Source organism: Mycobacterium sp. UM_WGJ (assembly GCF_000455125.1).
Lineage (GTDB): Bacteria > Actinomycetota > Actinomycetes > Mycobacteriales > Mycobacteriaceae > Mycobacterium.
In genome coordinates this window covers 27,642-50,264 of the sequence record NZ_AUWR01000075.1, presented here as the reverse complement: position 1 = coordinate 50,264, position 22,623 = coordinate 27,642, and the positions used below count along the sequence as shown (strand labels likewise).

At 68.8% G+C, this 22,623-nt stretch carries 20 protein-coding genes; 7 read left to right on the top strand and 13 right to left on the bottom strand.

The features are described from left to right. A partial coding sequence (locus N416_RS0119665) for an NAD(P)H-hydrate epimerase (protein ID WP_024443807.1) occupies positions 1–1,191 on the bottom strand: 1,191 nt, incomplete at its 3' end. Between the two features lie 32 nt (positions 1,192–1,223). Then, a complete protein-coding gene (locus N416_RS0119660) occupies positions 1,224–1,871 on the bottom strand; it encodes a rhomboid-like protein (RefSeq protein WP_024443806.1) in 648 nt (215 codons plus the stop codon). 171 nt (positions 1,872–2,042) lie between these two features. On the opposite strand from N416_RS0119660, the gene N416_RS0119655 reads away from it, so the two are divergent. The 3 genes from N416_RS0119655 (at position 2,043) to N416_RS0119645 (ending at position 5,692) form a co-directional block, all read left to right on the top strand. Beyond that, on the top strand, positions 2,043–2,900 hold the full coding sequence (locus N416_RS0119655; RefSeq protein ID WP_081654638.1) for a sensor domain-containing protein: 858 nt from the start codon (positions 2,043–2,045) through the stop codon (positions 2,898–2,900). A 120-nt stretch (positions 2,901–3,020) separates the two neighbouring features. Continuing rightward, positions 3,021–4,958, top strand: a complete 1,938-nt coding sequence (locus N416_RS0119650; RefSeq protein WP_024443804.1) for an NAD(P)/FAD-dependent oxidoreductase — start codon at positions 3,021–3,023, stop codon at positions 4,956–4,958. Then, entirely contained in the window at positions 4,955–5,692 is a 738-nt protein-coding gene (locus N416_RS0119645) for an SDR family NAD(P)-dependent oxidoreductase (RefSeq protein WP_024443803.1), read from the top strand. The genes N416_RS0119650 and N416_RS0119645 overlap by 4 nt, the downstream gene beginning before the upstream one ends. Before the next feature lie 5 nt (positions 5,693–5,697). Here N416_RS0119645 and N416_RS0119640 read toward each other — a convergent pair whose 3' ends face one another. Further along, positions 5,698–6,246, bottom strand: coding sequence for a hypothetical protein (locus N416_RS0119640; RefSeq protein ID WP_125078961.1), 549 nt, complete (start codon positions 6,244–6,246; stop codon positions 5,698–5,700). Between the two features lie 138 nt (positions 6,247–6,384). Between N416_RS0119640 and N416_RS0119635 the strand changes: the two genes are divergently transcribed. Then, positions 6,385–6,741, top strand: coding sequence for a hypothetical protein (locus tag N416_RS0119635; protein ID WP_024443801.1), 357 nt, complete (start codon positions 6,385–6,387; stop codon positions 6,739–6,741). 3 nt (positions 6,742–6,744) lie between these two features. On the opposite strand, the gene rnhA is transcribed toward N416_RS0119635, so the two are convergent. The 5 genes from rnhA to glmS all read right to left on the bottom strand — a co-directional run bounded on the left by rnhA (position 6,745) and on the right by glmS (position 11,403). Continuing rightward, entirely contained in the window at positions 6,745–7,293 is a 549-nt protein-coding gene (gene rnhA / locus N416_RS0119630) for a ribonuclease HI (protein WP_024443800.1), read from the bottom strand. Further along, a complete protein-coding gene (locus N416_RS0119625; protein WP_024443799.1) occupies positions 7,290–7,916 on the bottom strand; it encodes a VOC family protein in 627 nt (208 codons plus the stop codon). The genes rnhA and N416_RS0119625 overlap by 4 nt, the downstream gene beginning before the upstream one ends. Positions 7,917–7,930: 14 nt before the next feature. Next, positions 7,931–8,752 carry a DUF4436 domain-containing protein gene (locus N416_RS0119620; RefSeq protein WP_036458679.1) on the bottom strand — a complete coding sequence of 274 codons (822 nt, stop codon included), beginning with the start codon at positions 8,750–8,752 and terminating at the stop codon, positions 7,931–7,933. A gap of 211 nt (positions 8,753–8,963) precedes the next feature. After that, on the bottom strand, positions 8,964–9,521 hold the full coding sequence (locus N416_RS0119615) for a hypothetical protein (RefSeq protein ID WP_024443797.1): 558 nt from the start codon (positions 9,519–9,521) through the stop codon (positions 8,964–8,966). Between the two features lie 13 nt (positions 9,522–9,534). Beyond that, positions 9,535–11,403, bottom strand: coding sequence for a glutamine--fructose-6-phosphate transaminase (isomerizing) (gene glmS / locus N416_RS0119610; protein ID WP_024443796.1), 1,869 nt, complete (start codon positions 11,401–11,403; stop codon positions 9,535–9,537). Between the two features lie 119 nt (positions 11,404–11,522). Here glmS and N416_RS0119605 point away from each other — a divergent pair, with 119 nt between their 5' ends. Further along, a complete protein-coding gene (locus N416_RS0119605; protein ID WP_024443795.1) occupies positions 11,523–12,362 on the top strand; it encodes a dienelactone hydrolase family protein in 840 nt (279 codons plus the stop codon). A gap of 128 nt (positions 12,363–12,490) precedes the next feature. On the opposite strand, the gene N416_RS23390 is transcribed toward N416_RS0119605, so the two are convergent. Both N416_RS23390 and gjpA read right to left on the bottom strand, forming a co-directional pair. Beyond that, a complete protein-coding gene (locus N416_RS23390) occupies positions 12,491–15,868 on the bottom strand; it encodes a PGRS repeat-containing protein (protein WP_155943411.1) in 3,378 nt (1,125 codons plus the stop codon). Positions 15,869–15,951: 83 nt separating this feature from the next. Further along, positions 15,952–17,139 carry an outer membrane porin GjpA gene (gjpA, locus tag N416_RS0119595; protein ID WP_024443793.1) on the bottom strand — a complete coding sequence of 396 codons (1,188 nt, stop codon included), beginning with the start codon at positions 17,137–17,139 and terminating at the stop codon, positions 15,952–15,954. Positions 17,140–17,612: 473 nt separating this feature from the next. On the opposite strand from gjpA, the gene N416_RS0119590 reads away from it, so the two are divergent. Together N416_RS0119590 and N416_RS0119585 are read left to right on the top strand one after the other, a co-directional pair. Continuing rightward, positions 17,613–18,656 (top strand): LLM class F420-dependent oxidoreductase, encoded by a 1,044-nt coding sequence (locus N416_RS0119590; RefSeq protein WP_024443792.1) that lies wholly within the window; start codon positions 17,613–17,615, stop codon positions 18,654–18,656. Between the two features lie 68 nt (positions 18,657–18,724). After that, entirely contained in the window at positions 18,725–20,548 is a 1,824-nt protein-coding gene (locus N416_RS0119585; protein ID WP_024443791.1) for a fatty acyl-AMP ligase, read from the top strand. A 22-nt stretch (positions 20,549–20,570) separates the two neighbouring features. On the opposite strand, the gene N416_RS0119580 is transcribed toward N416_RS0119585, so the two are convergent. The 3 genes from N416_RS0119580 to N416_RS0119570 are packed head-to-tail and all read right to left on the bottom strand — an operon-like array spanning position 20,571 to position 22,623. Further along, positions 20,571–20,996 carry a TA system VapC family ribonuclease toxin gene (locus tag N416_RS0119580; protein WP_024443790.1) on the bottom strand — a complete coding sequence of 142 codons (426 nt, stop codon included), beginning with the start codon at positions 20,994–20,996 and terminating at the stop codon, positions 20,571–20,573. A gap of 6 nt (positions 20,997–21,002) precedes the next feature. Further along, the gene (locus tag N416_RS0119575; protein ID WP_036458668.1) at positions 21,003–21,239 is read right to left on the bottom strand and encodes a hypothetical protein; all 237 of its coding nucleotides are present in this window, start codon (positions 21,237–21,239) and stop codon (positions 21,003–21,005) included. A 58-nt stretch (positions 21,240–21,297) separates the two neighbouring features. Continuing rightward, on the bottom strand, positions 21,298–22,623 hold the full coding sequence (locus N416_RS0119570; protein ID WP_024443788.1) for a hypothetical protein: 1,326 nt from the start codon (positions 22,621–22,623) through the stop codon (positions 21,298–21,300).

The window sequence follows — 22,623 nt, the reverse complement described above, 5'->3', positions numbered from 1 at the left end:
CCTCGCTGAACCGCCGGAGGGGTCCGCTACCACGGTGACATTGCCTTTCAACAGCACCGTGGCCCCGAATCGGTCGGCCAGCTCGCGGGCCGCGCCCACCCGGTCCGGCCCGGGCGGGTGTCCGGCTAGGCGGGCGTATTCGCCGGCATGCGGAGTGAGCACGGTGGGGGCGGTGCGGTCGGCCACCAGCGACGGGTGGGCGGCCAGGATGGTGAGCGCGTCCGCGTCGACGATCACCGGAAGATCGGTGCCGAGCGCGAACCACAGTGCGGCAGCAGCCTGCTCGCCGGTGCCAAGACCGGGACCGACTGCCCATGCCTGCACCTTCCCGGCGGCTGCCGGGCTGGGCGCCGCCACCACCTCCGGCCAGTGCGAAACCACTTGGGCATCAGCGCTTCCGGCGTAGCGCACCATGCCAGAGGTGGCCGCCACCGCTGCCCCGGCGCATAGGATCGCCGCGCCCGGGTAGGTCGCCGAGCCGGCCAGGATTCCAGTGACGCCCTGGGTGTATTTGTCGTCGCGGGGGCCGGGCGCCGGCCAGCAGGCCTCGACGTCGGCAGCGGTCAACGAATGAATGTCGGTGTCCGGCAGGTCCAGGCCGATCTCGATGAGCTCGACCCGCCCGCACTGCCCCAGCGCGTGCACCGGTTTGAGGCCACCGAAGGTGACGGTGAGCGCGGCGTTCACCGCGGGACCGTCCGCCGCGCCGGTGTGCGGATCCAAGCCGCTGGGGATGTCGACAGCCACCACCGGAATGCCCGCCGCCTCAACCGCGGCGAAGACTTCGGCGGCGTTCGGCCGCAACGGGCCGCGCCCAGAGATGCCGACCACTCCGTCGATCACCAGATCTGTTGCGGGCGGCACGGTGTCAACGATCCGGCCGCCGGCACGCCGGAACGCTGCAAGCCCTTTGGCGTGGGCGCGCGCAGGGTCGAGCAGGATGGCGCTGGCCGCCACGCCGCGCCGGCGCAGCAGCGTGGCCGCCCACAGCGCATCGCCGCCGTTGTCGCCGGACCCCACCACCGCGCACACGTTGCGTCCGGCGGTCCCGCCGGTGCGCGCGGCCAGTTCCCGAGCGATCGCGGTCGCCAGCCCAAACGCGGCCCGGCGCATCAACACACCGTCGGGCAGGCTCGCCAACAGCGGTGCTTCGGCAGCGCGAATGACCTCGACGCTGTAGTAATGCCGCACTTGCCCTCCTCGGACTGCCCGCGATTGTCAGGCTAGTGGCCGCCGACGACGCTCGGGGGATGTCGCGGCGGATGGTGGGGGTGAGTCAGCGGGTAACAGCACAATCCGATGACCACCGCGGCGGCGTGGCCGATCGCGGTGAAGTCGGGATTGATGAGCAGAGGCACGGTGAAGATGACGACCAGACCGGCCAGGTAGGCCCAGCGCCACGGCCGACGGATGCGGTAGGTGAGCACTGCCATCACGCCCACCAGGAAGTAGCTGACGCCGATGTCGCGGGCGAAGGTCAACCGCTCCGATTCGCGGTGCAGGTGAATCAGTGCGTAGAGCGCGCCCTCACTGACATAGGTGGCGCCGACGTGGGAGATCAATCCGACCATCAGCCAGCGCAGGTGCCCCAGCCAGTGTTCGGCCGGGGCCAGAAACAGGGTGAACAGCACCAGATACGGCGACCAGTCCTTGCCGTCGATCCACAACAGGCTGGAGACCAGCACCTCCAGCGGGTCGGTGGCCAGGTGATGCAGGTTGGTGGACTGCTCGACGAGCATGGTGTGCAGGCGCGGGCCGACCAGGTGCTGGATGAGGGTGGTGACGCCCAGCACCGCCAGCCATAGGTAAGTCAGCGGCGCGGTGTGCACGAAGTGCCACACCGCAGCCAGGCGCGTTCTGACGTCGGCCACGGCGTACAGCGTCGCACGGCTGATGCAGACACGGACAGACCATCCGCTGATAGCCTCTGGGAAAATCGGGCCCATCCGCCTGCGATCGGCCCCGAGGGGATCTGGGGGCACCTCATGAACGAACCGCACGGTCCGACGCCCAATCCATACCAGCAGCCCCCCTTCGCGCCCATGAACCAGCCCATCCCGCCGGTTCCGGGGGGACCGTTCCCGCCGCCGCTGCTGCCGCCTGGGCTCGGCGGTCCCCCACCGTGGTCGCCAGGGCCCAACCGCCGCAAGGTGTGGACGCTGTTGGCCACGGTCGCCGTGATCGCGGTGATCGGCGTCGTGCTCACCGTGACACTGTCCGGGCGCGGCCAGCACGACACTGCCAAGCCCGCCGCAAAGACGACGACCCCGGCGACAGCGTCGGCATCCACTGACAAGGCACCGGTCCCGGTTTCCAAGATCGAGGGGTTGCTGCCCCGGCAGGAAGTCCTCGCCGCGGCGGTGGCCGATCCCGAACTCGGCGTCGTGGCCAGTGGTGAGGCGATGGATGAGGTCACCGTGGTGGACGCCGACTGCCAGGGCATCAGTTCGGTCGCCTCGGGACCCGTCTACGCCGGCACCGGCTGGACCGCCATCCGCTGGCAACGCTGGTACAGCCCACCCGACATCGACACCCACGACCTGAAGCACGGCCTGCTGGTATCGGTGGCGGCCTTTCCCCGGGCGGACAACGCGCAGGCCTTCTACACCAAGCAGCGCGACAAGTGGAAAAGGTGCGCCGGCCGCACCCTGAACATGACCGTGACCCCTGGCGACAATGAGCCGCGCGTCTTCTGGACCGTCACCGAGGTCACCGAGTCCGATGAGCTCGTCAAGACAACAGCGATCAGTGAGGGCGGCGGTGGCTGGTCATGCCAGGACGCCCTGACCATCCGCAACAACCTCGTCGCGCAGGCCGATGTCTGCGGTAACAGCATCCCGGCCACCGCGGCGCAGGAAATCCTCGCCTCGATCACCACGAAGATCGACGCCGCCGGGTGAGCTGACCGCGTCGGGAGCCGGCGCCACCGCACCCAACCCTTGATCAGCCTCAGCGCCTCGCGTATCGTCCGACTCAATTTCGCGTCGCACAGTAGCGAATACAGGGGAAGGGCCGAGCCGTTGCGCAACCGCTACGCCGGGGAACCGTTCACCACCACCGATTCCGAGATCGCCGCCGCTTTGGAGCAGGTCTCGATCCCCACCTTGTTGCTGTCGTGCGTGCACATCACCGGCGACCCCCGCTTCATCCGGGAGTTCCGGCAGAACGGGATCTTCCTCAACGAGATCCAGGGGTTCATGTCCGAGGAGGACAAGGCCCGCGCCCGCGCCGAAGCGCTGCCGGTGATCATCGACTATCGCGACCGTGGCTGCCCGCAGCCCGCTCCCCTGCCCGCCGAGCTGGTCAAGGAGATGATGGACTGGGCGGCCTGCGAGACCGTGCCCGACGCCTACCTGGGGTTGCTCTCCGAAGAACTCGACCTCGAAGGCCGCGATCCACGACGGCCCGCACCCCTGGACCCGGCACGCGCCGCGGAGCTGTCGGTGGTGGTGGTCGGCTGCGGCGAATCGGGTGTGCTGGCCGGAATCCGGCTCGCGCAGGCCGGTATTCCCTTCACGATCATCGAGAAGAACGAGGGCCCGGGCGGAACCTGGTGGGAGAACGACTATCCCGGAGCCCGGGTGGACGTCGCGAACCACTTCTACTGCTACAGTTTCGAACCCAACAACGACTGGGGCCACTACTTCGCCGAACAGCCCGAGCTGCGGGCATACTTCACCGATCTGGTCACCAAACATGGCCTGAACGAGCACATTCGGTGGGGCACCGAGGTCACCGACGCCGTCTGGGACGAGGGCATCGGAACCTGGACCTTGACCACTCGCGCCGCCGACGGTTCGCAGTCCACGCTGCCGGCGCGCGCGGTGATCACCGCGGTCGGTCAGCTCAACCGGCCGCATCTGCCCGATCTCGACGGGTCGGACAGCTTCGCCGGACGCGCATTTCACTCCGCGGCGTGGGACCACAGCGTCGACCTGACCGGTAAGCGGGTAGCACTGATCGGGGCCGGTGCCAGCGGATTTCAGATCGCACCCGCGATCGCGGAGAAGGTAGCGCACCTCACGGTGTTTCAGCGCACCGCACAGTGGATGTTCCCCAACCCGATGTATCACGACGCCGTCGAAGACGGGGTGCACTGGGCGTTGCAGCACCTGCCGTTCTACGGCCGCTGGTACCGCTTCCTGCTGCTGTGGCCCGGCGCCGACAAGGGACTGGAGGCCGCCCGGGTAGACCCGGACTATCCCGACCAGGACTACGCGGTGAGCGAGATCAACGCCCTGGCCCGGCAGATGTTCACCGCCTGGATCACCGATCAGGTGGGTGACGACGACGAGCTGCTGGCCAAGGTACTGCCGGACTATCCGGCGACCGGCAAGCGCACCCTGCAGGACAACGGAACCTGGCTCAAAACCCTGCGGCGCGACAATGTCGAGCTGATCCGCACCCCGATACGCTCGATCACCCCGCAAGGGGTGGAGACCGACGACGGCGTCCACCACGAGGTGGACGTGATCGTGTACGCCACCGGCTTTCGGCACACCGACGTGTTGTGGCCGATGCGCATCACCGGCCGCGGCGGCACCGATCTACACGCGCTGTGGGGCAACAAACCGTATGCACACCTGGGCATCACCGTGCCCGGCTTCCCGAACTTCTTTGTGCTCTACGGGCCCGGGGCGCATCTGGCACACGGCGGCAGCCTGATCTTCAACTCCGAGTTGGAGATGCGCTACATCGACGCCTGCCTAGCCAAGCTCGCCGGTGAACAGCTGCACTCGATCGAGCCGACCGTGCAGGCCGCCACCGAGTGGCAGCAGGCCACCCAGGCCGCGATCGCCCAGACGGTCTGGGCTCATCCGGCGATCAAGCATTCCTACTTCAAAAACGCCGACGGCGAGATCCACACGGTGAGCCCGTGGCGGCTCGACGAGTACTGGTCGGCGGTGCGTGAACCGGATTGGTCGCAGTTCGTCATCACAGAGGGAGCGCGCAGGTGAGCGGAGTTGTCATCACCGGGGCGGCATCGGGGATCGGCCGGGCCTGCGCCCAAGCCCTTGTCGCCGAGGGGCGCCGGGTTGCGTTGTGGGACATCGCCCCGGCGGTCCAGGAGGTGGCCGAGAGTTTGGGGATGCCCGGCGCGGTGGTCGACGTGTGCGACGACGCCGGCATGCCCGCCGCGGTCGCGGTCGCGGCCGAGGCACTCGATGGCATCGACGGACTGGTGCACGCCGCGGGCCGGGTTCTGCCCGAACCGGTAGGCGCCTACACCGCCGAATCCTGGGATGCGGTAATGGATGTCAACTTGCGCGCGCAGGCGATGCTCGTGCAGTTGATGCTGCCGCATCTGGAGGCTGTCGCCCGGGCCGGTGGCGACCCGGCGGTGGTCGGCATTTCGAGCATCGAGGGCTTGACCGCCAACCCGTTCATCCCCGCCTACTGCGCCTCCAAGGCCGGACTGCTGGGGCTGACCAGGTCGATGGCCGCCCAGTTGGGCCCGGCCGGAATCCGCGTCAACGCGGTCTGCCCCGGCTTCATCGAAACCCCGATGCTGCAGATCGCGCTCGACGTCGAAGAGGTCGCGGCAGGCTTCGTGGCCGCTGCGCCGTTGGGCCGAATCGGTCAACCGGCCGAGGTGGCCCAGGCGGTGGCGTTCCTGATGTCGCCGCGGGCGTCGTTCATCACCGGAACCCAGATCGTCGTCGACGGTGGAGTCACCGCCCGGCATCCGTGACTGGCCTAGAAGACCCAGCTCTGCGGTGCGGCGATGACGAAGCCGTGGGTGGCCACCGGACCCTCCGCACCGGACACCTGGGGTTCTTTGAGCACACAGACCAAATCGGTGGACGGCGGGACCCCGCAGACCATCGACTGGGCGGGTGAGAAGTCCCAGAACACGATCTTGTGGCCCACCGGAAGCTTTGCGGCCGGCGGGTTTGCGGCGGCCAGAGCGTCCGGCGCAGCGGGAAGGAAACGCGCCGGAATGCTTTCCTTGCCGTAGATTCCGGGCAGCTCTACCGCTCCGGCGCCGCGCGGCGCCCCCGGAAGGTCGCCGGCACAGTTGACGTCGTGAGTGATCTTGCCCTGCCGCATCCTGCAGAGCAGCCCGGAGTCGGTCGCGAAGACCACGTTGGGGACCTCCTGCAGGTCACTGACCGAACCGGGCAGCGGCCCACTGTCGTCGATCAAAGAACCCAAGTCGGGGACACCCGGGGCCGCTACGGCGTCGGGGACCGCCATCGACGCCGCCACCGAGGCGATCGCCACTGCCAGTTCCCGCCACGCCAAGCGGAGCCTCCTTGTTCGCCGTGAACTCTTGAAACTACGAGCGACGGGCGCTGCGGTCAACGTCATCGGCCCACCGCGTGCATCCACGGCACCCGAACCTCGCCTCCGCGAGCACGCGCATCGGTAGCATCCCCGAAGATGACCCAGCGCCAGCCACCACCGAAACCGCCGATCTCGCGGGGCGATCTCGCCGGGTCTGTCTCAGCACTGGTCCTGACGTTCGTCGGCGGTGCTGTGGCCGCGGTCCTGGGACTGTTCATGATGGCCTTCACCGACTACTGCCCGCCCGCAACCTGCAATATCGATGCAGGCGTCACGGCAATCATGACCGGATTCGCGGCTGCCGCTGCGGTCGGCGCGATCGGAACGGCGGTGACCATCGTGCGACTGGTGCGCCGTCACCGGGCCTGGCCCTACGCCGTCGCGACCTTGGTGCTGACCGCCGTGGCGTGCGCTATGGGCATAGGCGGCTATCTCGCTGCGGTGGGCGGCTGACTCCTACGTGGCGCTCACCGAGGAAGCGCGCCTGGCAGCATCGGCGATCGCTTCCCGCAGACCCCGCGTCGCCAGCTCATCGGCCAGCTCGTTGTCGGCAACCCCGGAATGGCCTTTCACCCAGAACCACTCGACCTGGTGACGCGCGCAGGCGGCCTGAAGCCGTTGCCACAGGTCGACGTTCTTCACCGGCTGCTTGGCGGCGGTCAGCCAGCCGTTGCGCTCCCAGCCCGACACCCACTTGGTGATGCCATTGCGCACGTAGGTGCTGTCAGTGTGCAGATGTACCACCACGGGCCGGGTGAGGGCTTCCAGCGCCGCGATCGGAGCGGTCAGCTCCATCCGGTTGTTGCTCGTCTCGCCGGGCTCGCCACCGCACATCTCGCGGACGTGGTGGCGCATGCGCAGCACCGCGCCCCAACCGCCGGGACCCGGGTTGGGCCGGCACCCACCGTCGGTGTGGATGACGACCACGTCATCGGTGGATTCGGCGAGCGGTGTAGTTCCGCGAGCAAGAGATCCGACGCCATCAGGATCGGTGGATTCGGTCATCGGCTGAGAATAGGCGGCGAGATCATCGCGGTGCGGACCGACATGCCCAGATCGCGATGCCGCAGTGTGGTGATCCGGCGCCCGGGCTGCACGGCGTCCTTCACCGGCAACGTGCGCTCGCCGAAGAACGACGCCGTCGCCTCGATATCGGCGACGACGTAGGTGATACCCCACAGCGATGACGGGCCGTCCTCCGCGGCGTCGGGCGACCCGACGACTTCGAGGATCACCGACCCCAGCCGGAAGAAGATCTGCCGCATCGGCCGGCCGCCGAATTCGGCGTCGCGTACCCGGCGCGACTGCAGCCCGACCGCGACCAACGCCTGCACGGTCCGAGACAGGTTGGGAGACAACAGCACAACATGATCGATCGAGGTCACGCCGTTCGGATGTGTGGCCGGCTCCGCGGCCGCCGCGGCGGAACGGGAGGTGGGAATGCCGTCGAGCGGGCCGTCTTGGGGTAGGCCCCGCAATACCCACCCCAGGATGCCGCTGCCGCCTCCGGACAGCCGCAGCCGGACGTCACCCACCCGGCAGACGTCGTCGGGGTCCACGCTGAAACCGGCCGCGCGCCACGTGTCAGCCGGATCGGCAAGATGGAATTCATCGACGGTGACGGACATGCCGCTCACTCGTGTCAGGCCTGCGTGACCGGCTCGGGTTTCAGGTCGCGCCACCAGCAGTAGATGTACAGCAGCATCGACATCACCAGCGCGACGATCACCCAGAGCGTGATCGTGACGTCGATCCAGGATCCGATCGGCGGAGAGTCGGGCAGCGCGTTTCTCAGCGGGACCACCGCGAAAAGCATTGCCGCATACCAGGTTGTCATCGGCGGCTGGAACTTGCGCCAGCCCAGCAACGTCAGGTTGGCGACCACAACGGCCACCGCGGCCAAGGCGATCAAAACACCGACGATCACGGCACCAAAAGCCATCGTGCTCGGCGACCGGTGCAGCGTGATGCGGTACGGGCCACCGTCCTCGCGGTCGCTGACAATCTCGTTCTTCCAACCGGCGATGTGGTCCACGAACGTCACCGACATCCGTTCGGGAATCGTGGCATCACCACGCACGACGTCGACGGTGATGGGCCCGGTCTGGTAGTGATCGAACGGCCACTTCGACGAATTACCGGAGATGGTCAAGGGGACCGGGAACTCACCGGGCACCGTGCCTTTGGTCCAGGTGCGCTTCGTCGGCGTGACCGCGGAGTGCACCGCGAGGCTCAGGTCCTCGGTGAGCCCGTGCCGGACCGGATCGAGCAGTGCAGGCCCCGGGGTGATGGTGACCTTGCCGGTCAGGGTTCCCTTCACCGTCTGGAGATCCTCGATGTCGACGGTCACGGTCGTGCCATCGGCCGACGCCAGTCCTTCGGTGAGGTGGCGCGGGCATCCGCATCCCGCGCGCTCATACAGCGCGACGGTGACGACGTAGGACGCGACGAAGAAGATCGTCATAGCGAGGATCAGGAGCAGCCTGGGCCGGTTGAAGTGAACGGCAGGATCGGCGTTGGACAAGCCCGTTCTCCCTGATGTCAGCTCGATGGTCGACAGCAACGGCTGCATCGTCTCATCGTCGCCGCGGTTGCCGCCGAGTTTTCGACGGACAACGGCACACAAATCGAGTTGCTGCAACCGGTTTCCGGCAGTGCCGCGAACCGTTGGCGGGTTAGAAGACGTCGCTGTGCGGGGCGGCGATGACGAATCCGTGTGTCACCGTCGGGCCGCCGCTCTTGGCGCTGTTCTCGCGCGCGGCCTTGAGCACGCAGGCCACTTCGGTGCCCATCGGAGCGCCGCACACCAGCGATTCGGTGGGTGAGAAGTCCCAGAACACGATTTTGTGACCGGGCGCCAACATGATCGTCGGAACCTTTCCGGGATCGCCGAGGAGCCCGGCGGGCGCCATCGGCATGAACTGCGCCGGGCCGTTGCCGTCGGCATGGACGGTCCCCAGGCTCACGCTGCGGCTTCCCGCCGGGGCGCCGACCAGGTTCCCGGCACAGGCCACACTGTGCGTCACCTTCCCGCGACTTTTGCGGCAGGCCAGACCCGACGGGGTGGTAAATGCCAGATCCGGGATTCCGGTGAGGTCAGCCACCGAGCCCGGCAGCGGTCCGCTGTCGTCAAAAAGCGGGTCGAGGTCGGGAACCTCGTTCGCCGCACCGGCGTTGGGTACCGGAATAAGCACTGCCAACGCGGCGCACGCCGCCGCCAACAATTCCCGCACTGAAGGGCTCCTGCTACTCGACGGTGACCGACTTGGCCAGGTTGCGCGGCTTGTCCACGTCGTAGCCGCGCGCCTGCGCCACCCCGGCGGCAAACACCTGCAGCGGGATGGTCGACAACAACGGCTGGTACAACGTTGACACCGCAGGGATTTCGATCAGGTGGTCGGCGTAGGGGCGCACCGTATCGTCGCCCTCCTCGGCAATCACGATGGTGACGGCACCGCGGGCCTGGATCTCGCGAATATTGGACAGCAGCTTGGAATGCAGCATCGCCGCGTTCTTGGGCGAGGGCATCACGACGATCACCGGAAGGTCGTCCTCGATCAGTGCGATCGGGCCGTGCTTGAGTTCACCGGCGGCAAACCCCTCGGCATGCATATAGGCCAGCTCTTTGAGCTTGAGCGCGCCTTCCAGCGCCACCGGGTAACCGACGTGGCGGCCGAGAAAGAGCACCGCACTGGACGACGCGAACTGCCGCGCCAACTCGGCGACCGAATCGATGCCACTCAGCACGTGCGACACCAGGTCGGGCATCGCCTCCAGTTGCCGGTACTCGTGCTCGACCTCGTCGGGGTATTTGGTGCCCCGGGCCTGCGCCAGCGCCAGACCGACCAGGTAGTTCGCGGTGATCTGCGCCAGGAACGTCTTCGTGGAGGCGACGCCGATCTCCGGCCCGGCCCGGGTGTAGAGCACCGCGTCGCACTCCCGGGGAATCTGCGAGCCGTTGGTGTTGCAGACCGCGAGCACCTTGGCCTTCTGCTCCTTGGCGTGCCGGACAGCCTCGAGGGTGTCGGCAGTCTCGCCGGACTGGCTGATCGCCACCACCAGCGTGCTGCGATCCAGCACCGGGTCCCGGTAGCGGAACTCACTGGCCAGCTCGACTTCCACCGGCAACCGCGTCCAGTGCTCGATCGCGTACTTGGCCAACAGACCGGAGTGGTAGGCGGTGCCGCAGGCCACGACGAACACCTTGTCGATCTCACGTAACTCTTGGTCGCTCAAGCGCTGCTCGTCGAGAACGATTCGGCCGTCCTCGAAGTGCCCCAGCAGAGTCTCGGCCACCGCGGTGGGCTGCTCGGCGATCTCTTTGAGCATGAAGTACTCATAGCCGCCCTTCTCGGCGGCCGACAGGTCCCAGTCGATGTGAAATCGGCGAGCGGCGGCAGTGTCGTCGTTGCCGTGGAAGTCAGAGATGCGGTAGCCATCGGCGGTGATGACCACCGCCTGATCCTGGCCCAGTTCGACGGCTTCGCGGGTGTACGGGATGAACGCCGCCACATCGGAGCCCAGGAACATCTCGCCGTCACCGATACCGACCACCAGCGGGGTGGATCGACGCGCCGCCACGATGGTGCCGGGTTCATCAGCGTGGGCGAACACCACGGTGAAGTGGCCCTCCAGTCGGCGCAGCACCGCCAGCGCCGAGGCCACGAAGTCCCCGGCGGTGTCGCCCTCGCGGTACTGGCGGGCCAGCAGGTGAACGGTCACCTCGCTGTCGGTCTCGCTGGTGAACTCCACCCCGGCGCGTTCCAGTTCGTCGCGCAGCATCGCGAAGTTCTCGATGATGCCGTTGTGCACCACGGCGAACTTGCCGGCCGCGTCGCAGTGCGGGTGGGCGTTGTGGTCGGTGGGGCGGCCGTGGGTGGCCCAGCGGGTGTGGCCCAGCCCGGTGCCCCCGACCAGCAGGGCGGGATCGGTCGCGGCCAGTTCGGCTTCCAGGTTGGCCAGCCGGCCGGCGCGACGCCGGACGGTCAGCTGCCCGATCCCGTCGACGACGGCGATTCCCGCGGAGTCATAGCCGCGGTATTCCATGCGGCGCAGGGCCTCGACGACGACGTCGCGAGCAGGGCGTTGCCCGACGTAGCCGACGATTCCACACATAGCTGTTCAGGGTAGTGCACCGGCAGGCAGCCCCCATGAATCGCGCAGGTCAGCGGGATACCCGTCGCGCGCCAAGCAAGGTGCTCCTGGCCGAATCCCCCGTGCGTTACGGTCATCAGATGGCCAGCATCAAGCGCCTTTACACCGCGTTGACCCGACCCGGACCGCATCGCGTCCTGCGCGGCGATCTGGCCTATGCCGGCCTGGCCGGGGTGGTGTACACCCCACAGTCCGGGTACCGGCTTCCCGCGGTGGCATTCGGCCACGACTGGCTGACCGGAACCGACCGCTACGCCGGACTGCTGGAACACTTCGCCTCGTGGGGCATCGTGGCGGCGGCTCCCGACACCGGACGGGGGTTGGCGCCCTCGGTACTGGATCTGGCTGCTGATTTGGGCCGCGCCCTGGAGATCGCCACCGAGGTCCGGCTGGGGCCGGGTCGGATCAGTGTCGACCGCGATCGGCTCGCGGTGGCCGGACACGGGTTCGGCGGTTCGGCCGCGATCTTCGCGGCAGCCACACTGTCAGTGAAACCCACAGCGGTGGCAGCGATTTTCCCGACCGCGACCACCCCGCCCGCCGAGCAGGCGGCGTTGGGGCTGGACGTGCCGGGCGTGGTCTTCAGCAGTCCCGACGCCCCGAAGGCACTGCGGTCCAACGCGATCGAGCTGGCCCATGCCTGGCAGCATTGCACCCTGCGGGTGATCGACAAGGTGTCGCCGGCCGGTTTGCCGCAGGGCCGCCGGCTGACCGGGTTCTTCGGATTGCCGACCTCGGATCGGCGCACCCAGCGGCGGGTGCGGGCCCTGGTGACCGGATACCTGCTGGCACAACTGGTGGGCGACAAGACGTTCCGCGACTTCGCGAACCCCCGGGTGGCCCTCCCCCGTACTGCAGCGCTCGATGCGCTGCCGGAACCGGCCAGCCCGGAAGAGAAGATCGCCGCACTGTTCAAGTAGTTCTGCATACGGCAGCGGCCGTCGAGTCCTTTCAGACCCGAGCGGCAATACGGAATCAAACGTGGCGAAACGACAACGGTCGCCGAGCCCAGGTGGACTCGGCGACCGTGGTCGCGTTGCGCTGTCGGCTACGCGCCGGGCGCGCCGTCAGTGCCCGGGGTGCCGGGGGCGCCGTTGCCGGCACCGCCGGTTCCGGTGCCGCCGGTTCCGGCCGCCCCACCGGCCCCGCCGGGACCAGCCGGGCTGCCGCCCTTGCCACCGTTCGCGCCGTCGCCGCCATCGCCGCCGGTGTTGCCAGCGCCCTGGGCGGTACCGCCCTTGCCGCCCGCCCCGCCGGCACCGCCGGACCCGCCTGCCCGGTCAGTGCCGTCCGAGCCCGCCGCGCCACTGGTGCTGGCACCGCCGGCTCCGCCGGTGCCGCCGTTGCCGCCGGTGCCACCGACCGCGCCGTTGCCGCCGTCGAATCCGTCGCCGGTGGCGTTGGTTCCGCCGTTGCCGCCAGCTCCACCGGCACCACCCGCACCGGCAAGGCCGCCGTCCCCGCCGGCCCCGCCGCTACCAGCGACGGAGGTGCCACCGGCACCGCCCTTGCCGCCGTTGCCTCCATCACCGGCAGCGCTGCCGTTACCACCGGCCGCGTTCGAGTGGTTAGCGCCCACCGCGCCGGCACCGCCGACCCCGCCGTTACCGCCGGCACCGCCGGCACCGCCGTCGCCATCGCCGCCGACAGTTCCAGCGGGTCCGCTGGTGCTGGTACCGGCCGCGCCGCCGACGCCGGCCTTACCGCCGACCCCGCCGTTGCCGCCGTTACCGCCGTCTTGGCCCTGACTGCCGGCGCCTCCGTTACCGCCTGCACCGGCAGCGCCGCCGGTGCCACCGACTCCGCCGCTGCCGGCGGCGCCGGTGCCCGAGGTACCACCGGCCCCGCCGTTGCCGGCGCTGCCGCCGTTACCGCCGTTGGTGCCGTTGCCGCCGGCCGCGCCGTCAGTGCCTGCGGCTCCGGCCCCGCCGTTGCCGCCGGCGCCACCTTGGCCACCACTGCCATCGAGTCCGACGGTTCCTGCGGCACCAGCGGTTCCGCTGGTGCTGGCGCCGCCCGCGCCGGCCGCGCCGCCGGTGCCGCCCGCGCCGCCCTTGCCGCCATTACCGCCGGCCAAGCCGTTGCCACTGGCGTCGGTACCGCCGTTACCGCCGGCGCCACCGGTGCCACCGGTGCCACCGACTCCGCCGTTGCCGCCCTGGCCGCCGTCACCGGTGGTCGCGGAACCGCCGGCGCCGCCCTTGCCACCCGCGTTGCCGGCCGCGCCGTCACCGCCGTTACCACCGGCCTTGCCGGCCAGTGCGCTACCGGCCGCTCCGGCCGCTCCGGCCGTGCCGGCACCGCCGTTACCACCGTTACCGCCGTTGGCCGTGCCGGTAGCGGCGCCGCCGTTACCGCCCTGGCCGCCACCGGCACCACCGTCACCGCCGTTACCGGCATGAGCGTCACCGGGTGCGATGCCGAGGGGGTTCCCGATCGCCGCCACCGCGCTGCCGCTGCTGGCGCCGCCATTACCGCCGGCGCCAGCCGTACCGCCGGGCTGACCGGCAGCGCCGCCGGCACCGCCGTTGCCGCCGATGACCGTGCCGCTGCCGCCGGCACCACCGGCAGCGCCGTTACCGCCATTCGTCGTGCCGCCGGTGAGGCCGGCTCCGCCGGCACCGCCGGCACCGCCCGCACCGCCATTGCCGCCCACGCTGACGCCGGTGGCCGCGCCGGCACCACCGGCACCACCGACACCGCCATTGCCGCCATTGGCACCCGTGAAGCCGGACCCGCCGCCGCCATAGCCACCAGAGCCGCCGTTGCCGCCCATGCTGTAGACACCGGTCCCGTTGTTCCAGCCGGTAGCGCTACCGCCAGCGCCACCGATGCCGCCGTTGGAGGCGTAATTCGCGCCGTTACCGCCGGCGCCGCCGTTACCGCCGGCGAAGGTGCCGGTACCGCCGGCACCACCGGCCCCGCCGTTGCCGCCGGGGCCCCTGGAGCCGAACCCGCCCATACCGCCGCCGCCGCCCGCTCCACCGGTGGTCTTCACGGTGGCGTCGTTGGTGGCGCCAGCACCACCGGCTCCACCGGCGCCACCGTTACCTGCTGCCCCGGTGCCGTTGCCGCTACCGCCGAAGCCGCCCTGACCGCCGGCCCCGCCGACGCCCGCAGCTAGTGCGGAACCGGTCGCGGCACCACCGGCACCGCCGTTACCACCGGCGCCCCCGGTGCCAGTACCGAAGCCGCCGCCGCCACTGCCGCCACTACCGCCGAGGCCGCCGTTGATGCCGGCACCGCCCGCACCCCCGCTGCCGCCGTCCGCGCCGATGCCGAACTTGGCCCCGTAGCCCAGGCCGCCGCCTTGGCCGCCGGAACCGCCCATGCCGCCGTTGCCGAGGAAGGCACCGGTGCCGTCCTTGGCCGCGTCGCCGCCGGCGCCACCGGCACCGCCGGCTGAGCTGGCGCCGAGCTGGCCGGCCCCACCGAGGGGGCCGTTGAACTTCTCACCGCCGACACCGCCGGCGGCGCCGCTACCGGCCCAGCCGCCGTTACCACCGTTGAGGTGAGTGGCGTCACCGGCAGCCCCCACGCCGCCGTTGCCGGCGGTGCCGGCCGCGCCGCCGTTGCCGCCGGCGCCGAGGGTGTAGCCACTGCGGCCACCGTCACCGCCAACGCCGGCGCTACCACCGGTGCCGCCGTTGCCGCTGCCGCCGTTGGCGAATGTGCCGGCCGCGCCATTAGCACCGTCACCGCCGGCACCGCCGTTACCGCCCGTGCCGAAGAACCAGGCCACCGCGGCACCGCCGTCACCACCGGCACCGCCGCTGAAGCCGGCAGTGATGGCGTCGCCGCCGGCGCCACCGTCACCACCAAGGCCCATGAACCAGCCACCGGCGCCACCGTCGCCGCCCGCCGCGCCGGCGCCGCCGGCCCCACCGTCACCGCCGTTGCCGATCCAGCCGAGGGCGCTGCCGCCGTTACCGCCGGCAACACCGGCCGCGTCGCTGCTCCAGCCAGCGCCACCGTCGCCGAACCACAAGCCACCGTCACCGCCATCGGGATTGAGAGCTGTTCCGTCGGCACCATCACCGATCAGGTACAACCCGGAGATGTCGTTGATGGCACCGTTGACCAACTCGCCCAACGGGTTATTGATCCAGAACTCCATCACCATGTGGAGCGGGTTGTAGAACAAGTTGGTGAACAGGTCCGTGCCGAAGTCCGCCGCGGGCATGGGCTCGAAGTTGAAGCTGAAGTCCGCCGGCGAGGCATCCGACTGCGGGAACATGTCGGAGAGCCAATCGAAGTTGAACAGATCATCGAGGTCGGCCTGCGCCGGGGGCGCCGAAGCCAACGGCGCCATGCCGAAAGCCAGGAACGCGGCGACGGCGCTGCTGGCGCCGGCCACCCGGTTGCGGCGCCGCGAGCGCACCTCCGGCTGAGTGCCACGCTGACTGCTGCTGTGACGACGATTCATTTTCGAACACCTCTCCTGTGAACAGTCCTGTTGAGCGGTTGTGACTTGTCAGTTGGGTCGTGCGACATGCTGGCTGTGTCGGCCTAAGCGCCTAGGCCGGCCAGGGCGTCCATCAGGTACGTCCAATCGAACGCGTCCCCCACGCTGGAGCCGGCGCCGCCGTCATCGAAGAGGTCGGAGGGGATGATGGGGAAGGAGAATCCGGCCAGCGGCGGCTCCACGGGTGGTTGGCCAGGGTTCTTGCCGTCCCAGTTCCAGGCAGCCCCGCCCATCAAGCCGACCATCGCCTGCTGCCAGCCCATCATGGCGCCGATCGGGCCGACCCCATGGCTGTCAACGGTGAGCGTGAGCGGTACCCCCAGAAAACCCGACGCGTCGATAGCGAGGCCGACACTGTTGAAGATCGAACCGCCGACCGCGGGCACGGAGTCGACGATGTTTCCGGAAGAGTCGTAGTACGTGTAGTCAGCGTTGGCCACCGAGCCGGGGGTAAGCAGGCCACCGAACGCGAAATCCAGATGCGAGATGGTGCCCGGGGGGACCGCATCCCCGAGCAGCGGTATCACGAAGCCGAGATCGAGAGTGGCGCCGTTGAAGAAGGCGCCGGCCATATTGGCCAGGGTCTCGTTCAGGCCGTCGCCGTCGTTGATGCTATTGAGCAGCGCGATCCAGGGGCTTATCCCCGGCCCAAGCATGCCCATGATCATGCCGCTCATCGGTGACGAGATGAAGTTGATGATCGCGTTTATCGGTTCGACGTCGGTACCGGGGGGCAAGAAGGCCGGCAACAGTTGAGGCAGAAGCCCGAAGAGCAGCGAGTGGCCGAGGGTGAAGGTGGATAGGTCGGCACCACCACTGAGGGTATGCAGAATCGTGGTAGCTGCGATCGGGTCATCCGCGGCGACATTGAGCAGGGTGTAGCCATTCATCACCCCACGCAGATGTTCCTGCATCTCATTGACCACGTCGGGGATCTTCGACGGGTCGTTGAGGATCTCCTGGAAGAACGCGTACTGGTTGGCGATGAACTGCTGGAACACCACATTCGGAGCGACGTTGAAGTTGTTGGCAAGCACCGTGGCGTTCTGGGCCGCGATGTTGTACTGGTCGATCCACGGCGCCCAAAGATCGCCAAGTGCACTGAGCTGAACATCTCGGATCGTGGGGACACTCGCCAGCGGGGTTGCCGCCGGGGTGGCTGCGATCAGGCCGGAGCCCACGATCGCAATGCCGGCGGTGACGTAGGGGCGAAGAGTTTGCTGCACAGCCATCTCCTTTTGTGAGGTGCCGCCCTCGGCAGGCGCCCCTTACGAAGCCGTGACGCTGCCGTGTTGTTCCTGAATTCACGCTTACTTACTGATGTGTCACGGAACACTATCCGTGAGGAACTTAAGACACAAGCATCTCCGTCAAGTATTTTTCGTGTGTTTTCAAAGCTCACAGGCGTTAACTTTGTATATCTCGTGGTCCGGCATATTTTTCACCTGAGAGTGGACAGGCGTTCTTTTTGGGATACGTCTGCCGTCCACAAGAGGACCGGCTTATGTGATAAAAGCGACCCCGCGAACGACACGGTCGTGGGGGCCCGCCAGTGACCCGGCGGCCGTGAGGTGTCGTACTCGGGCGCCCAACCAGCCGCCGAGCGGTCGGTGGCCGGGGTCCTGCGCCGCGGTTGTAGTCGGTGCGGCCGGCACCACCCCACTGTGCCGATACCGCGTTTTGACTGCCGTGGTATGTCTGATAAGTGCGGATCGGTGTACAGCTGGCCTACGCGGGCGGCTTCAAGGAAGCGGTGGAGCGGGTCATCGAGCTGGAGCAAGCCGGGATCGACGTGATCGCCGTCGCGGAGGCCTACTCGTTCGACGCCATCAGCCAGCTGGGCTACCTGGCGGCCAAGACTTCACGAGTCGAACTCCTCACCGGGGTCCTGCCGATCTACACCCGAACGCCCACCTTGTTGGCAATGACAGCCGCCGGCTTGGACTACGTATCCGACGGCCGGTTCGCCCTGGGCCTGGGCACCTCGGGGCCGCAGGTGGTGGAGGGCTTCCACGGCGTACCGTTCGACGCCCCACTGGGACGTACCCGCGAGGTGGTGGAGATCTGCCGGACAGTGTGGCGCCGCGAACGACTCAGCTACGACGGAGAGCACTACCAGCTACCCCTTCCGGCGGACCGCGGAACCGGGCTGGGCAAGTCATTGAAGTTGATCAATCACCCGGTGCGGGCGCGGATTCCGATCTCGATCGCTGCGCTGGGGCCCAAGAACGTCGCACTGACCGCCGAGATCGCCGACGGTTGGCAGCCGGTGTTCTTCTACCCGGAACGGTCCGGCGAAGTGTGGGGCGAGTCCTTGAAAGCCGGCGCCGCAAAACGTGATCCGGCGCTGGGTCCGCTGGATGTCATCGTGGGGGCGTCGCTGGCCATCGGCGACGACGTCGAGGACCGGCTGGCTTGGGTGAAACCGCAACTGGCCTTGTACATCGGCGGAATGGGCGCCAAAGGCCGCAATTTCTACCACAACCTGGCCACCCGGTACGGCTTTGGGGCCGCCGCCGATCGCATCCAGGAGCTGTATCTGTCCGGACGCAAGGCCGAGGCGATCGCCGCCGTGCCCGACGAGCTGGTGCGCCACACCTCGCTGGTCGGGCCGCGCGGCCTGGTGGCCGAACGACTCGCCGCCTACGCCGAGGCCGGCGTGACCACGCTGCTGGTGGGCCCGCTGGCCACCGGGCCCGACGAAGCGCTGCGCTACGTCGAGGAGCTCCGCGCCCTACTGCCGTCCTGAGCCAGCGCACCGCAGGCCGACGATGGGCCGGATGTGGCCCAGGACACTCCGCAGGCCAAGATGGGCCTATGGACTTCACGCCGACCGTGACAACGCCCATCGCCCAAACCCTGTTTGAGCTGCTGCAACGCCAAGCAGACCGGTTCGGTGACAAGGTCGCGTTCAGCTTCTCCTACAACGGCGACGACGAAGGCCGCAGCGAGCTGACGTTTCGTGAGCTGGACCGCCGCGCACGCGCGATCGCGGCGAACCTGCAACGCTACGACGTCGCCGGCGAGCGGGTCCTGGTGCTGGTGCGGCCGGGCCTGGACTTCATCGCCGGGTTTTTCGGCTGCCTCTACGCCGGCGCCGTGGCGGTGCCGGTCCATCAGAAACTGGCGCCGCGCCTGCAGGTCGTCGTCCCCGACGCGGCCGCGAAGTTCGCGCTCACCGCCAGCGAGAAGAGCGAGGAAACCCGAGCCGCGGTCGCCGGGATTCCAGGGGAACCCGAGCAGTGGTTCTTCACCGATGCAGGCGCCGACCCTGACACCTGGGTGACGCCGGACCTCAACATCGACTCGCCAGCTGCCATCCAGTACACCTCCGGATCGACTCGCTCCCCCAAGGGCGTGCTGCTGAGCCACGGCAACATCCTGCATAACTGCGATGCCATCCGCCAGTCGTGGAACGGCGACGAGAACGCCAGGGGCGTGTTCTGGCTGCCACCGCACCACGACCTGGGCCTGATCGGCGGCATCCTGTCCATGATCTACGTCGGGGCCAGCACGGCGCTGATGTCACCGACCGCGTTCATCAAGCGCCCGATGCGCTGGCTGGAACTGGTGTCCGCCCATCGGGGCGTGATCACCGCCGCGCCGAACTTCGCCTACGACCGGTGCGTGGAGACGAGCACTCCCGAAGAGCGTGCCGCGCTGGACCTTTCCTGCATGACAGTCGCCATGAACGGAGCCGAGTCGGTGCGCGCCACCTCACTGGCGGCGTTCGCCGACGCATTCGCGCCGGCGGGTTTCCAGCTCTCGTCGTGCTATCCGGTGTACGGGTTGGCCGAGGCCACCCTGTGTGTGGCGTCCGGATCGCCCGCCGGAGTGCCCGGGGTGCGCTACCTCGATCGGGTCGCGCTGGAACAGGACCGCATCGTCGATGTGGCACCGGAGGACCCCGCCGCCGCGACCTTCGTGGGCTGCGGTCAGCCACGGCAGACCGACATCGCCATCGTCGATCCAGTGACCCGCCGCCTCTGCGGACCCGACGAGATCGGCGAGATCTGGGTCGCCGGACCCAACGTGGCGCAGGGCTATTGGAATAGGCAGGAGGAAACGGCGGCGACGTTCGGAGCCAGGCTGGCCGAACCGGCCGACCAGGCCCGCGGACCGTTCTTGCGCACCGGAGATCTCGGTTTCCTGTGTGCCGGTGAGATTTTCACGACCGGACGCTGCAAGGACCTGATCACCATCGACGGTCACAACTACTACCCCAACGACATCGAATTCACGGTGCAGCAGTGCAGTCCGGTGCTGGTGTCGGGCCGCGGAGCGGCCTTCGCCACCGACGCGCCGCCCAACGGGGTCGGACAGTTGGTCATCATCCACGAGGTGGACAGCGCGCAGGCCGCTGAGGCCGACCTCGATGCGATCATCGATGCGATTCGACTGGCGGTCGCAACCCATCACGGGATCGCGGCCGACGCCGTGGTCTTGGTGCACCACGTATCGCTGCCGACCACCTCGAGCGGCAAGATCCAGCGCGGCCAGTCCAAGCAGAACTTCGTCGAGGGCAGGCTGGCAGTCCTCGCCGAGTGGCGTACGCCGACCCACGAACTGTCTCTGGAAGAACTGGAGGCGGCAGCCAGGATCGTCTCGACGCTGCAGTCCTGGGGAACCGCGCAGGGCTGAACGACGCGCCGGGTGCTTGGCCTTATGCCAGCGGGTTGATCCAGCGCAAACCGGGGAATCGCTGAAAATCGGTGTCGGCGGAGGCCAGTTCGACGCCGTGCTCGATGGCGAGGGCGGCAAGCTGCGCGTCCGGTACCAGGTTGCCGGTGACTTCGATCTGAGCGCAGATAGTGGCGTATGCCTGTGCGGTGGTTTCGGTCGCGGGCGGGATCCACACCACCGGGACCGCTAACCAGTCCGCGATGTAATCCCACGCTTGGGGCCCGGTCAAGGGGTTGGCAGTCACCCTGGGATGAGTGACGATACGCAGAAACGCGCCGATGGTCTGCCATGGCAGGCCGACCCGGTTGGCGCCGTTCAGCGTTTCTTCCAGCCACGCCGCGGCCACGGGATTGTGTTTGCTATCGGCGTCGACCGCGTACATCAGGAGGTTCGCGTCTAGGAGCATCGCGGCTCACCGGTCATCATCGAGCAGGTCCAGCACCTGCGCCACGTTGGTGACATCGACCTTCAGGCCGATCGGCGTGGAGCGATGACGATATCGAGACCCGGGGGCGCTGGCCGATGCGGCGATACCGCGGCGGGCGAGCAGGTTCAGCGCCTCGCTGATCCCCAGCCCCTGCCGCCGAAGCCGCTCGATCTCGGCAGCGACGTCGCTGTCGATGACCACGGTTGTCCTCACGTTCAGCATCGTACTCCGATGCGCATCATGATGCGTTCTTAACCGCATCATGATGTGAGTGCTCGGATCACTCCCCTACCTGCGGCAACTCTTCGGCGGCGGTCTCACAGGGGGTCTTCGGCGCGACATCAGCGGCCGGCCCGGGGGGGTCGTCCGCCTCGCCGGGCTGCTCGGCGTCTTCGGTGTCCGCGGTTTCCTCGGCTCCCGGCCGCGGACCGATGTCTTCCGACAGTTCGGCCGGCTCGGGTTCCTCAGCCGCACCGGCGGTCTGGCCTGCCGGTTCGGAGTCGCCGGCGTCCTCGGAATCGGTGGGGCCCGCGGGGTCTTCGGGTTCAGGGTCGCCCCGGGCGTGTTCATCGAACGGCTCGTCGAGCGCCTGGCCGGCGCCGGGATCGCCGAGCGCATCGATAAGCCGCGGGATCAGCCCGCCCAGGCCCGCGAGGCCGCCGAGCCCACCACCCGCGCCGCCCGGTAGTCCCGTCGACGGCAACCCCAGGTCGCCGGGCAGGCCGGGCACTCCAAGCGAGCCAAGATCACCCGGCAGGGCATCGAGCGGTCCGGCGGGCGCCGGGTCGCCCACTGCCGGCCCCGGCGGGCCCGGCGCCACCGCGGCAGGCTGCGCCGGCGGAACCTCCGCAAGACCCGGCATCGGCGCAACCGAAAACGGCACAACGGGCTCCGCCGCGGCGGGCTGACCCACCGGTCCCAGGTCCCCCGGCAGCGCGAACACCACGCTCGGCCCAGGCTCGGCCGCCGCGACCGCGGCGCCGTAGGCCGCATCAATGCCGTCCCGCGCCGACCGGACCGCGGCCACCCACTCGACGCGGACATCGTTGTCCACGTACGGCAGCACCTGCTTGTCGACCACCTCGGTGGCACGTTCGTCCTCGGAGCCGGAGGCCACCGCGTGGGCTGCCGCCAGCCAAGACGACCGGTACGCGCCCGCCCGCTCATCGACGGCCAACACCGCGGCGACCTTAGCGTCGACCAACCGCCACAGCTCATTCCGCAGCGAGCCACAGGCGCCGGCCACGGCGCGCAGCCGGGCCGTCAGCTGCGCCGCGGCGTCACAGTGCTGGCGCAGGAACTCCGCGGCCACGTCGGCGCCCGGACCGCGCCAAGCACCGTCCAACTCGACCAGTTGCTGTCGTTGCGCGCGCAGTGCCTCGTCGGCAGCGTCAGCCAGTGCGTACATACCGACACAGTCGGCATCGAGCGCTCGCAGGTCCAGGCCGGCTTCGCTGTCGTAGTGGTCGGCGAGCTGTCCTTCGTAGCCGGTGAGCTCCGGATGCCGATATCCCCGTCGCTGGCAGGCCGCCACGTAGGTCTGCAGGTGCGTGACCGCCTCACGCCCCTCGGCCAGCCGGCCGGACACATCGTGTCGCTGGGCCAC